Origin of the sequence: Stenotrophomonas sp. YIM B06876 (assembly GCF_030711595.1) — a bacterium.
Taxonomy (GTDB): domain Bacteria; phylum Pseudomonadota; class Gammaproteobacteria; order Xanthomonadales; family Xanthomonadaceae; genus Stenotrophomonas.
This window is the reverse complement of sequence record NZ_JAUJUJ010000020.1, coordinates 16,031-29,129: the sequence shown is the minus strand read 5'-3', so window position 1 is coordinate 29,129 and position 13,099 is coordinate 16,031. Positions and strand designations below refer to the sequence as shown.

At 67.2% G+C, this 13,099-nt stretch carries 10 protein-coding genes; 7 read left to right on the top strand and 3 right to left on the bottom strand.

Annotation, left to right across the window (positions count from 1 at the left end; translation table 11 throughout):
* Positions 1-15 precede the first annotated feature (15 nt).
* Both ybaL and QZH66_RS09625 read right to left on the bottom strand, forming a co-directional pair.
* A complete protein-coding gene (gene ybaL, locus QZH66_RS09630) occupies positions 16-1,713 on the bottom strand; it encodes a YbaL family putative K(+) efflux transporter (RefSeq protein ID WP_305805726.1) in 1,698 nt (565 codons plus the stop codon).
* A gap of 144 nt (positions 1,714-1,857) precedes the next feature.
* Positions 1,858-4,260 carry a TonB-dependent receptor gene (locus tag QZH66_RS09625; protein ID WP_305805725.1) on the bottom strand — a complete coding sequence of 801 codons (2,403 nt, stop codon included), beginning with the start codon at positions 4,258-4,260 and terminating at the stop codon, positions 1,858-1,860.
* Between the two features lie 318 nt (positions 4,261-4,578).
* On the opposite strand from QZH66_RS09625, the gene QZH66_RS09620 reads away from it, so the two are divergent.
* Complete coding sequence (locus QZH66_RS09620; protein ID WP_305805724.1) at positions 4,579-6,435, top strand: ATP-binding cassette domain-containing protein; 1,857 nt, start codon at positions 4,579-4,581, stop codon at positions 6,433-6,435.
* A 316-nt stretch (positions 6,436-6,751) separates the two neighbouring features.
* A complete protein-coding gene (locus QZH66_RS09615; protein ID WP_305805723.1) occupies positions 6,752-7,393 on the top strand; it encodes a hypothetical protein in 642 nt (213 codons plus the stop codon).
* Positions 7,394-7,467: 74 nt separating this feature from the next.
* Here the strand turns inward: QZH66_RS09615 and QZH66_RS09610 are convergent, their stop codons facing one another.
* Positions 7,468-8,169, bottom strand: a complete 702-nt coding sequence (locus QZH66_RS09610) for a DUF3011 domain-containing protein (RefSeq protein WP_305805746.1) — start codon at positions 8,167-8,169, stop codon at positions 7,468-7,470.
* A gap of 436 nt (positions 8,170-8,605) precedes the next feature.
* On the opposite strand from QZH66_RS09610, the gene aspS reads away from it, so the two are divergent.
* The 5 genes from aspS (at position 8,606) to ruvC (ending at position 13,094) form a co-directional block, all read left to right on the top strand.
* Positions 8,606-10,363: an aspartate--tRNA ligase gene (aspS, locus tag QZH66_RS09605; RefSeq protein WP_305805722.1), complete on the top strand. Its 1,758-nt coding sequence runs from the start codon at positions 8,606-8,608 to the stop codon at positions 10,361-10,363.
* A 3-nt stretch (positions 10,364-10,366) separates the two neighbouring features.
* Complete coding sequence (locus QZH66_RS09600; RefSeq protein WP_305805721.1) at positions 10,367-10,891, top strand: N-acetyltransferase; 525 nt, start codon at positions 10,367-10,369, stop codon at positions 10,889-10,891.
* Positions 10,892-11,028: 137 nt separating this feature from the next.
* Positions 11,029-11,661: an alpha/beta hydrolase gene (locus QZH66_RS09595; protein WP_305805720.1), complete on the top strand. Its 633-nt coding sequence runs from the start codon at positions 11,029-11,031 to the stop codon at positions 11,659-11,661.
* Positions 11,662-11,726: 65 nt separating this feature from the next.
* A complete protein-coding gene (locus QZH66_RS09590; RefSeq protein ID WP_305805719.1) occupies positions 11,727-12,458 on the top strand; it encodes a YebC/PmpR family DNA-binding transcriptional regulator in 732 nt (243 codons plus the stop codon).
* A 114-nt stretch (positions 12,459-12,572) separates the two neighbouring features.
* Positions 12,573-13,094, top strand: a complete 522-nt coding sequence (gene ruvC / locus QZH66_RS09585) for a crossover junction endodeoxyribonuclease RuvC (RefSeq protein ID WP_305805718.1) — start codon at positions 12,573-12,575, stop codon at positions 13,092-13,094.
* Positions 13,095-13,099 lie beyond the last annotated feature (5 nt).

Sequence of the window (13,099 nt, the reverse complement as noted above, 5' to 3'; positions counted from 1 at the left end):
TTCACAGGCGCAGCGTCACACCACCGGGATGTTGTGGCGCAGATTGCGGTAGGGCGGGGTGGCCATCACCATTTCCGCCAGCGAATAGGCCAGCTCGCGCTCGGCCATCACCGTGCCGTCGGCGCCATGGTCGAGCAGGTGCTTCACTTCGGCATCGCTGTGCGCGCGGGCAAGCAGGGTCAGGCCCGGATTGATCGCGCGCAGCTTGGCCAGAGCTTCGCCTGCTTCCAGGGGTTGCGGGATGGCCAGGATGGCGATGCTGGCGCGCTCGGGATGCGCCTCGGCCAGTACCGCGTCGGCGGCGGCGCTGCCACGGATGGCGGCGATGCCGGCGCGGTGCGCGCTTTCAACATGGTCGCGGTTGTCATCGATCACCAGCACCGGTACGCCGCGCTCGCTGAGCACCTGCGCCAGGCTTTTGCCGACGCGGCCGTAACCGATGACGATGGCATGGTGGTGCAGGTCCAGCGACGGTCCAGGCGGCAGCTCGACTTCCACCGCCGCCGCCATCTGCCGGCGGCCCCGCGCCTGCCAGCGGTCGAGCAGGCCGAACACCAGCGGGTTGAGCATGATCGAGATCAGCGCCCCGGCCAGCACCAGCGCCAGGCCATCGGGCGGCAGGATCTTCAGGGTCACGCCCAGCCCGGCGATGATGAAGGCGAACTCGCCGATCTGCGCCAGCGAGGCCGAAATGGTCAACGCGGTGTCCTTGGAGTGGCCGAAGGCGCGCACGATGACGAACGCGGCCAGCGATTTGCCGAACATGATGATCGCCGCGGTGGCCAGCACCTGCCACGGATGCTGGATCACGATGGCGGGGTTGAACAGCATCCCGACCGAGACGAAGAACAGCACCGCGAACGCGTCGCGCAGCGGCAGCGAATCGTTGGCGGCCTTGTGGCTGAGTTCCGATTCGTTGAGCATCATCCCGGCGAAGAACGCGCCCAGCGCGAATGACACCCCGAACAGCAGCGCCGAACTGAAGGCCACACCCAGCGCGATGGCCAGCACCGCCAGCGTGAACAACTCGCGCGAACCGGTGCGCGCGGTTTTTTCCAGGATCCACGGGATCACCCGGCGCCCGACCAGCAGCATCACCGCCACGAACAGGCCCAGCTGCACGAAGGTCAGGCCGATCGAGGCCAGCACGCCGCCGGTGGTGTGGTTCTGCCCGGCGGCATCGGGGCCGAACACCCCGGCAATCACCGGCATCATCACCAGGGCCAGCACACAGGCCAGGTCTTCGACGATCAGCCAGCCCACGGCGATCTTGCCGCGGGTGGATTCGAGCAGGCGCCGCTCCTCCATCGCCCGCAGCAGCACCACGGTGGAGGCGGTGGCCAGCGAGAAGCCGAAGATCAGCCCGTGCAGGGTCGACCAGCCCATCATCGAGGCTACGCCCCAGCCGAGCAGGGTGGCCACCGTGATCTGGCCGATGGCGCCGGGAATGGCGATCGCCTTGACCGCCATCAGGTCCTTGATCGAAAAATGCAGGCCGACGCCGAACATCAGCAGCATCACCCCGATTTCGGCCAACTGGTCGGCCAGCGCCTGGTCGGCGACGAAGCCCGGCGTATACGGGCCCACGACGATGCCGGCCACCAGATACCCCACCAGCGGCGACAGGCGCAGACGGTGGGCCAGGGTGCCGAACACGAACGCCAGGCCCAGACCAACGGCGATCATGTTGATCAGGGCGGTGTCATGCTGCATCAGGACTCGATTGTGTGGGGGGTGCGGCAATTCTACGGGCGCGCTGCTGGTGGCCCAAGGACAATTCGCTCAAAGCCGGCGGAATACCCGTAAAAATGCCCCGGTTTCCCGGGGCATTCGGGGTTCCACGCACGGGCGGTCGGATTACCAGGCGTAGCGGATGCGGCCGTAGGCATAGGCGCCGTTGAAACCGAACGGCGACTGGCTGCTGTACGGGAACTGGCCGTGGTTGGCATTCACCGCGATGGTGCGGTCCGGGTACTGGTCGAGCAGGTTGTCCGCACCCAGGGTCAGGGTCCAGTTGGCACTGGGCTTGAAGCTGGCCGAGGCATCCACGATCCACTTGGCGCCGTAGGTCTGGTCGTTCACCGGATTGCCGGTTTCGGCCACGCGGGTGGTGAACTCCCCGTAGCGGGTGGCGCCGAGCACGAAGTCCCAGCGCTGCAGGTTCCAGGTCGCACCCAGGGTGGTCTTGTCACGCGGGAAACCTTCCTCGATGCGGCCCTGCTCATCGCGACCGACCCGCCAGAACGTGGCACCCAGTGCGTCCAGCTGCGCTGGATTGGGGGCGACGCGGGTGATGTCGGTCTTGTTGTAGTTGTAGCCGGCAGTCAGGTTGAACGCACCGTGGGTGAGCGGAATCGAATAGCTGCCGATCACATCGACGCCGCGGGTGCGGGTGTCGATGGCGTTGTTGAAGTAGCGCGCGGCGGTGACGCCGTTGATGCCCAGGCCGGCCAGCAGCGCCTGCGCGGCGGCGTTGGTGCCCAGCGGCAGGTTGGAGGACAGCACGATGCGGTCGTCGATATCGATCTGGTAGGCATCGACGGTGATGTACAGCCGGTCGGTGGGCTGCAGCACCAGTCCCAGGCTGTAGGACAGGGAGGTCTCGGCCTTCAGCGGTTCGGCGCCGAGCGCGCGTGCGGCCGGGCTGGTGGCCGGGAAGGTGCCCGAATCGAAGAAGCGGTCGAGCGAGCCGTTGTACTGCGAGGTCACCACCTGGTAGTGCTGCTGCGCCAGCGACGGTGCGCGGAAGCCGCTGGACACGGTGCCGCGCAGCGCCACGCGCTCGGTGAAGGCATAGCGCGCGGACAGCTTGCCCGAGGTTTCACTGCCGAAATCGCTGTAGTCCTCATAACGCCCGGTGAGGCCCGCGGAAAATTTGTCGCTGAGGTCGGCTTCCAGGCCGGCATAGGCGGCGTAGCTGTGGCGGTCGAAATAACCGGAGTTCTGCGGGGTGAACCCGCCAAAGCCCTGCGCCCCGGACCCGGTGTAGGAGTTGGCCTCACCCGGCGACTGGTTCCACTTCTCGCGGCGGTATTCGGCACCGAAGGAAAGCGTGGCCGGGTAGGCCAGGCCGAAATCCACGGTCTTGGTGACGTCGGCATTGCCGATGTTCTGGGTGTACTCCAGCGCACCGTCGCGGAAGCGGCGCGGGCTGGTGGCGCCCAGGCTGTAGTTGACGCTGTTCTGGGTCTGGAAATCGATGTGGTTGTAGCCGTAGTTGTAGCTGACATCCCACGTCCAGCCGGCCTCGTTGCTGCCCTTCAGCCCGGCCACCAGCGAGCGGTCCTGCGACAGCATGGCGATTTCCGGCACGAATCCGTCCGGATAGAACTGCGCGGTCAGCGGGTTGTGGTTGCGCGAGCGGTTGAACGCGTAGGAGACGATGTCGCGGTTGCTGGCGATGGCGGTGGCGTAGGCGTTGAGGTTGTCGCTGAAGGCGAACCCGGCGTTGGCCGAAACCGCCTGTGCATCGACCACCGGGTCGCCGTAGATGTAGGCCACCTCGCCCAGCCCCGGATTGTTGCCCTGGTTGGGCAGCGTGGCCGGGGTGTACGGCTGGAACGGGCCGGCGCGGTTGGTGTTGTCCTGGTGGGTGAGCTGGCCGGCCACGTGCACGAAGCCGCGGTCATCGGCAAAGCCCACGCCGGCATCGCCGGAAAGCTGGTACTGCCTGCCGTCACCGGCCGAATACTGGCCCAGGTCCAGCGCCAGGCTGCCGCCCTTCTCGGCGCCCTTGAGGACCAGGTTGACCACCCCGGCAATCGCATCGGAGCCGTATTGCGCCGAGGCCCCATCGCGCAGCACTTCGACGCGGGCGATGGCGGCCACCGGAATGGTGTTCAGGTCGGCGGCCGAGGAGCCGCGGCCGATGCTGCCGTTGACGTTCAGCAGCGCCGAGGTGTGCCGGCGCTTGCCGTTGACCAGGATCAGCACCTGGTCCGGAGACAGCCCGCGCAGCTGTGCCGGGCGGATCGCGCTGGTGCCATCGGTCACCGCCGGGCGCGGGAAGTTCAACGAAGGCAGCGCCCGTGCAAGCGCGGTGGCCAGCTCGGTGGTACCGGTGGCGGTCAGCGCCTCGGGGGTGATGATGTCGATCGGCGATTGCGACTCGGCCACGGTGCGGTCCGCGACCCGGGTGCCGGTGACGATCACCGTATCCAGCGTCTGCGCCGTGCCGCTGGACTGGGCTAAGGCCGGCGAAAGCGGGAGACCGAGCGCAAGGGCGATGGCGGTGGCGAGCGTGCTGGACGTGCGATTCATCAGGAGTCAGCTCCGGTAAGGACAGTGTGGCGTCGCGGCGATCGGGGTCCGCGGCGGATCCGTGGACGAGGGTTGTTGCGATGCGCCATCAACGGATTAATGGAATTTTTACCTTGTGTCAAATGTGCTGCAGCCGCATGAATTGTTGCTTTTGAAAGCATTTACGCGATTTTGCAGCGCCTTGGCACCCGCGCAGCGCCGCGAGGTGGGCGATGGCTCGGGTGCGCGTAAACGCCGTCAAGTATTCGTTAACGCTAGAATTACGTCGCAGGAATGACGCTCACATGCTCATTCCTTTTCGTTCTAACGGACCCCCAGATGATTTCCCTTCGTAATTTCGCCCTGCGCCGTGGCGAACGGCTGCTGTTGTCCAACGTCGACCTGACCATGCATGCCGGCTACCGCGTCGGCGTGGTGGGCCGCAACGGGGCCGGCAAGTCCAGTCTGTTCGCCGCCGTCAAGGGCGAACTCGAAGCGGACAAGGGCGATGTCGATCTGCCCGGCAAGGTACGCATCGCCAGCGTCGCCCAGGAAACCCCGTCGCTGCCGGACCCGGCGCTGTCGTTCGTGCTCGAAGGCGACACGGCGGTGGCGGCGGTACTGAAAGAAGAAGCCGACGCGGCCGCGCGCGAGGACTGGGAGGCGGTGGCCAACGCCCACCAGAAGATGGCCGAAGTCGGCGCCTATGACGCCGAGGCGCGCGCCGGCAAGCTGCTGCACGGGCTGGGCTTCCCGGCCGATACCCATCACCGCGCGGTGTCCTCGTTCTCCGGCGGCTGGCGCGTGCGCTTGAATCTGGCGCGCGCGCTGATGATGCCGTCGGACCTGCTGCTGCTCGACGAACCGACCAACCACCTCGACATGGACGCGGTGCTGTGGCTGGAACAGTGGCTGCTGAAGTACCCGGGCACCTTGCTGCTGATTTCGCATGACCGCGAATTCCTCGACAACGTCGCCACCCATACCCTGCATCTGCACGGTGGCGGGGCCAAGCTGTACGTCGGCGGCTATACCGATTTCGAACGCCAGCGCACCGAGCACCTGCGCCAGCAGCAGATCACGCACGAGAAGGAACAGGCCGAGCGCGCCCACCTGCAAAGCTTCATCGACCGCTTCAAGGCCCAGGCCAGCAAGGCGACCCAGGCGCAGAGCCGGATGAAGCGGCTGGCCAAGATGGCCGGTACCGAAGCGGTGCGCGCCGAGCGCGAATTCCGCATCGAATTCGCCCCGCCGGCGAAGCTGCCGTTCTCGCTGATCCGCCTCAACCATGTCCAGGCCGGTTACGGCCCGGACGCGGTGATTCTGGACAATGTCGGCTTCGGCCTGGAGGCCGGCCAGCGCATCGGCCTGCTCGGGCCCAACGGCGCGGGCAAGACCACCCTGGTGAAAACCCTGGTGGGCGATCTGGCCCCGATCAGTGGCGAGCGCATGGCCCATCCGGACCTGAAGATCGGCTACTTCGCCCAGCACACGGTGGAGTCGCTGCACGAGGGCCAGTCGCCGATGGAGCACTTCCGCGAGATTTCACCGGACGGCAGCAACCAGGCATTCCGTGATTTCCTGGGCAAGTGGAATTTTGCCGGCGACCGTGCGTTCGAGTCGGTGGATGCGTTCTCCGGCGGCGAACGCGCGCGCCTGGCGCTGGCGCTGATCGCCTGGCAGCAGCCCAACGTGCTGTTGCTGGACGAACCCACCAATCACCTTGACCTGGAAATGCGCGAGGCGCTGGCCGAGGCCTTGAGCGTTTTTGAAGGCGCGATCGTCATGGTCAGCCACGACCGCCACCTGATCGGCCTGGTCTGCGACACGTTCTGGCGGGTGGCCGATGGCGTGGTGGAGCCGTTCGCCGGCGATCTGGACGACTACGCGGTGTGGCTGCGCACGCGCCCGGCCGCGCAGGGCACCAAGCAGAAGATGGCGGCTGCCGCGCCGACGCCGCCGGAACCGGTCAAGCCGATGCCGGCGCGCAAACCGGTCAATCCGCACAAGCTGGCCGCCGCCGAAAAGCGCGTGGCGGAGCTGGAAACCACCCTGGCCGAACTGGACCAGGCGCTGGCCGATCCGAAGAACTATGCCGATGTCGAAAAGATGGCCGTGTTCGGCCGCGAGCGTGAGGTGGCCGCGCAGCAGCTGGGCGAGGCCGAAGCGGCGTGGCTGGTGTTGATGGAAGGCTGAGCCGGGCCGCGTCCAGCGCGTCCTGCGCCTGCAGCCATGGATGGAAGCGGTGCACAGGTTCGCGCTCGGGGCGCCAGCGCAACCGGGCCAGCCGGTAGCGGCCCGGGGCGATCGTCATGGCGATCGCGCGTGCTGCCCCGACGGCGGCATGGGCATCGTCTTCCGTGGCACGCGCTGATGGCCTGTCCAGGGTGTGGCGATCAAGTTACGGCAGGACCACAAGCCTGCATGGCTGGCCGGGTCCGATCCGCTGCGGGCGTGGCGCTGAAGTGTCCGCCGGTTGCGATAGCGCCGCATCGGCGGCTACGGTGTCCGGATGAAAATCAAAATCCCCGTTGTCTGTGTATTCGCCATCGTGCTTGCCGGTTGCCAAGGGAGCAGTGCGCCGGCTGCGGCGCCGGTCGCTTCCGCGGCGCCGGAAAAGGCCGCGCCCGACCAGTTCATGGCAGCGCTCGCCCGTCATTGCGGGCAGGCGTTCGCCGGCCGCATCGCCGCCAACCTGCCCGAAACCGGCACGCCCGACGCGTTTGAAGGCCAGCCGCTGGTCATGCATGTGCGCGGCTGCGATGCGCCGGAGCAGGAGCTGCGCATTCCCTTCCACGTCGGTGACGACCATTCGCGGACCTGGGTGCTGACCCGTACCGCTGCCGGAGTGCGGCTCAAGCACGACCATCGCCACGCGAACGGCTCGCCGGATGCAACCACGCTGTATGGCGGCGACACCGTGGCGGCCGGCAGCGCGCAGCGCCAGCAATTCCCGGTGGATGCCGAGTCGGTGGCGATGTTCGAACGCGAAGGTCTGGCCGGTTCGGTGCGCAACACCTGGGCGATGGAAGTGGAGCCCGGGCAGCGCTTCGTCTATGAGCTGTCGCGCCCGGATGGGCGCCTGTTCCAGGTGGAGTTCGATCTGACCCGGCCGGTGGCGTTGCCGCCGGCCCCGTGGGGCGGTGAATCCTGATCGCAATCAGGGGTATGCAGCACAAGGGCGCCGCAGGGCGCCCTTGTTGTATCGGTTGACTCCGTCTGCAGCGTTCAGCGGACGCCGAAGCGGGCGCGGCAGCCGCCATTGACCCAGACGGTGTCGCCGGTGCTGCCCCAGTTGCGGCCCTCCACGCAGCGGGTACCGGACATCTGCTCGATCAGCACCGGACGTCCCTGGCGCCGGTCCCAGGCGCAGGACCGCTGGCGGTTGTCATCGCTGTTGCAGGTCACCGAATAATTGCCCGGATTGCCGTTCCACTGGCCGTTGCCCCAGCCGCCACCGCGGCCGGCGGCGAATTCGGCGCGGCAGCCATTGCTGACCCAGACCGCGCCGTTGCGCTGGCCCCAGGTACGCCCTTCCACGCAGCGGGTATCGGACAGCTGGCGGACCAGGGTGGCACTGCGCCACCCGGTATTGCAGACACGCTCGCGGTTGTTCTGGCTTTCGCAGCGGATGCTGCCGGCAACGTTGTTGCCATTGCCATTGCCATTCCACTGGCCATTGCCCCAGCCGCCACTGCTGCCGGGGGCGAATTCGGCGCGGCAGCCATCGCTGACCCACACCGAGCCGTTGCGGCTGCCCCAGGTACGGCCTTCGATGCACTGGGTTTTTGACAGCTGGCGCACCAGCGTGGCATCGCGCCAGCCGGTGTCACATACGCGCTGGCGGTTGTCGGTGCTTTCGCAGCGGATGCTGCCGGCATTGTTGTTGCCATTGGAACCGCCCCCATTCCAGTCGCCGTTGCCGCGCAAGGAGGTGGCGATGTCCTGCTTGATCCGGGAAAAATCCCAGCCCGAATTGACCTGGTCCAGGTAGAACTCCAGCTGGTCGTCCGGGATGCGGCGGCCGCGCGACTGGTCCGCATACTCGCGTTCGATCACCCGGGCGCGGTCCGGTGGCGAGAGCTGACGCAGGTTTTCAGGGGCGTAGGCGCGGGTCGCCTGGGCCTGCGCCGGGGGCGGCAGGGCGGTCAGTGCGACCAGGGGCAGAGCGGCAGTGAGGCAGGCAAGCAGGAGGTGGCGGTTCATTGCGTCTTCCCCATTCAGGTCAGGAGGTAGGCGGAATATAGGCCGGGGGTCACTTAAGCGGGCGTGACTGGCACGTGGATTTGCCCCGGCTCCGCGCGCGCCGCAAAATAGCCGGCTTAACGGCGCCGGTCGGTGCCGGCATCCCTTGTGGAGTTTTTCAATGCGTACCCATTTCTGCGGCCTGGTCGATGCGACCCTGATCGGCCAAACCGTCACCCTGGCCGGCTGGACCGACGTGGCCCGCAATCTCGGCGGCGTCTGTTTCATCGACCTGCGCGACCACGAGGGCATCGTGCAGGTGACGGTGGAGCCGGACAACGCGGAAGTCTATGCGGTGGCCGCCAGCCTCGGTTACGAGGACGTGCTGCAGGTGGAAGGCGTGGTGCGTGCGCGCCACAGCGTCAATGACAAGATCCGCAGTGGCCAGGTGGAAGTGATCGCCACCCGCATCAGCATCCTCAACAAGGCCGCGCCGCTGCCGTTCCACGCCCACGAGAACCCGGGCGAGGAAACCCGCCTGCGCTATCGCTATCTGGACCTGCGTCGCCCGGAAATGCAGCGGATGATGCGCACCCGCACCAAGCTGGTGTCGGCGCTGCGGCAGTGGCTGGATGCGCGCGATTTCCAGGACATCGAAACCCCGATCCTGACCAAGGCCACGCCGGAAGGCGCGCGCGATTTCCTGGTGCCGGCGCGCATGCATCCGGGCGAGTTCTACGCACTGCCGCAGAGCCCGCAGCTGTTCAAGCAGATCCTGATGGTGGCCGGCTTCGACCGCTACTACCAGATCGCGCGCTGTTTCCGCGACGAGGCGCTGCGCGCCGACCGCCAGCTCGAGTTCACCCAGCTGGACATGGAATTCGCCTTCGTGCGCGAGCGCGATGTGCAGGACACCGTGGAAGACATGATCCGCAGCATTTTCAAGGACGTGGTCGATGTCGAGCTGGCGGCCAGCTTCCCGCGCATGACCTGGGCCGAGGCGATGCGTCGCTTCGGTTCGGACAAGCCGGACCTGCGCATCGCGCTGGAGCTGGTGGACGTGGCCGAGCTGGTCAAGCACAGCGAATTTGCCGTGTTCACCGCCGCGGCCAACGACGCCGAGGGCCGCGTGGCGGCGCTGCGCATTCCCGGCGGTGCGTCGCTGAGCCGCAAGCAGATCGACGAGTACGCCGCGCATGCTGCCAAGTACGGCGCCAAGGGCCTGGCCTACATCAAGCTGGGCGAGGACGGCACGGTGAATTCGCCGATTGCCAAGTTCTTTGCCGAAGACGCGTTCGCCGCGCTGGTCAAGGCGGTCGGCCTGCAGCAGGGCGACATCGCCTTCTTCGGCGCCGGTGGCTACAACAAGGTCTCCGACTTCATGGGCGCGCTGCGCCTGAAGGCCGGCAAGGACTTCGGTCTGGTCGCCGACAGCTGGCGCCCGCTGTGGGTCACCGACTTCCCGATGTTCGAATGGGACGAGGAAGCCGGGCGCTATGTTGCCCTGCATCACCCCTTCACCGCACCGGCGGTGGATGACGTGGCCGACCTGCGTGCCAATGCCAAGACCGCTGTGTCGCGCGGTTACGACATGGTGCTCAACGGCAACGAGATCGGTGGCGGTTCGATCCGCATCCATCGCCCCGAGATGCAGAGCGCGGTGTTCGAACTGCTCGGCATCGGCGCCGAAGAGGCCGAGGCCAAGTTCGGCTTCCTGCTCGATGCGCTCAAGTTCGGCGCGCCGCCGCATGGCGGTATCGCCTTCGGTATCGACCGTATCGCCGCACTGATGGCCGGTACCGAATCGATCCGCGATGTCATCGCGTTCCCGAAGACCACCGGCGCGCAGTGCCTGATGACCGACGCGCCGTCGCCGATCGCCGACGCGCAGCTGGCGGAAGTGCACGTGCAGGTGCGGCCCAAGGCGGAGAAGGCCTGAATCATGGGGTTCGGCATCCGTCGTGCCACGGTCGAGGATGCCGAAACCCTGTCGGTGCTGGCGACGCGTACCTTTGTCGAGACGTTCGGGCATCTGTATCCGGACGAGGACCTGCAGGCGTTCCTGGCCGAGGCCTATGACGTTGCCCGGCAGCGGCTGATCCTGGGCCATCGCGACTATGCGGTGTGGCTGCTGGAGGCCGGTGGCGTGGCCATCGGCCATGCCGCGGCCGGTCCGTGCGGGCTGCCGCATCCGGATGTGCGGCCCGGTGATGGCGAATTGAAACGGCTCTACCTGCTGCGCGAACAGCAGAACTGTGGCTGGGGCAGCCGCCTGTTCGAGACCGCGCTGGCCTGGCTTGAGCGCGACGGGCCGCGCACATTGTGGATCGGGGTGTGGTCGGAGAACTTCGGCGCGCAGCGCTTCTATGCGCGCTACGGTTTCACCCGGGTCGGGGAGTACGAATTCCCGGTCGGGCGTGTGCGGGACCGGGAATTCATCCTCAAGCGGCCACCGCTGCCGGCCTGAGCGCTGCGCCAGGCCATGCCCGCGGCCGGGGGATGGTGGCGGCTTTCCCGGTACTTCATCCGCCATTGCCGCAGCGCTGTGTCCAATGCTCGCAATGGTCGCCGTGGGGGTGGAGCATGGACAGTTATGCTGGCCGCATGAATTCAAGAGTGTTGTTGCTGCATGGCATCTGGAACGCCCGCGCCTGGGTCGGGCCGCTGGCCTGGCGGCTGCGCGCGCAGGGATTTGTGGTGGAAACCTTCGGCTATGCCAGCGTGTTCGGCGGGCCCGGGGTGGCCGTGCCGCAGCTGATCGCGCGGCTGCGCGAGGGCGGTGTGACCTCGCTGGTCGGGCACAGCCTGGGCGGTCTGGTGGCGCTGGAGGCGCTGCGCCAGGCGCCGGAGCTGGCGGTGCCGCGGGTGGTGTGCCTGGGCTCGCCGCTGTGTGGCAGCGGCACCGCGCGCACGCTGGCCGGCCATGGCTGGTCCGCGGCCCTGGGCCGTAGTGGCGGGCTGTTGCAGCACGGCTTGCCGGCGTGGCAGGGCGCGGCCGAGGTGGGACTGGTCGCCGGCGCGATTCCGCACGGGTTGGGCTGCCTGATGGGCGCGGTCGGGGCGGCGTCGGACGGCACCGTGGCGCTGGATGAGACCCGGCTGCCGGGCCTGCATGATCACTGCGTGGTGGCGGCCAGTCACAGCGGGCTGGTGCTGTCGCCGCTGGCGGCCCGCCAGACCGCCGCTTTCCTGCGCGATGGCCGCTTCGAGCGGGCGTCGGCGACGCGGGCGGCCTGACGGGCGGTGCGCGGGGGATCGGGTAGAATTGCCCGCTTGTTCCTTGAAGATGCGCGGAAAGTCCCATGGGTAGAGGCCCTTCCATCGAAGGTCGCAAAAACGCGTCTGACGCGAAACGCGGCAAGATTTTCACCAAGATCATTCGTGAGATCGGCGTGGCAGCACGCGGCGGTGGAGGCGACCCCAACCACAATCCGCGGTTGCGCACGGCGATGGACAAGGCGCTGTCGGCGAACATGTCCAAGGACGTGATCGAACGCGCGATCAAGAAGTCCACCGGTGAGCTGGAAGGGGTCGAATACGAGGAAGTCCGTTACGAGGGCTATGCCCCCGGTGGCGTGGCGGTGATCGTCGACTGTCTGACCGACAACCGCGTGCGCACCGTGGCCGATGTCCGTTTCGCCTTTTCCAAATGCGGCGGCAACATGGGCACCGAAGGCTCGGTCGGATTCATGTTCAAGCGGCTGGGAGTGATCACCTATGCCCCCGGCGCGGACGAGGAAAAAATCACCGAAGCGGCGATCGACGCCGGTGCCGACGATATCGTGGTCTATCCCGATGACCGCTCGATCGATGTGATCACCACGATGGAGTCGTTCGCCACGGTGAAGGCGGCAATGGAAGCGGCCGGACTGGTCCCCGGCCATGCCGAAGTCACCTTCCGCGCCGACAACCACATCAAGGTGGAGGGGGACGCCGCGCTGCAGGTCAAGAAACTGCTGGACCTGCTCGAAGACCTGGATGATGTGCAGGACGTCTATTCCAATGCCGATCTGGGGGCCGACGCCTATGCGTAAGCAACGGCGCGAGCGGGGCGTGCAGCTGGCGGTGTGCCTGCGCCGTGCCATGCCTGCCCGCGCACGCTCCGGCGGCTTGCGGGCAGTGTTCCAGACACGGTGCTGCCCGCGGCAATGACCCGCATCCTCGGTATCGATCCCGGCTCACAGCGCACCGGGGTCGGCATCATCGACATCGATGCCAGTGGCCGCGCCAGTCACGTCTACCACGCGCCGTTGCTGCTGCTGGGAGCGGACGACTTCGCCCAGCGCCTGAAGCGCCTGGCGCTGGGCCTGCATGCCCTGGTCGAGGAATACCGGCCGCAGGAAGTGGCGATCGAGCGGGTGTTCATGGCCAAGAATGCCGATTCGGCGTTGAAGCTGGGCCAGGCCCGCGGTGCGGCGATCTGTGCGGTGGTGATGCGCGACCTGCCGGTCAGCGAATACGCCGCCACCGAGATCAAGCTGGCCCTGGTCGGGCGCGGCGGCGCACAGAAAGAACAGGTGCAGCATATGGTCGGGTTGATGCTCAACCTGAAAGGAAAGTTGCAGGCCGATGCCGCCGATGCGCTGGCCGTGGCCATCACCCATGCCCACGTCCGCGCCACCGCCAACCGGCTGGGCGTGGACGTGCGCCAGGCTTGGAGTCGCAAATGAGGAGT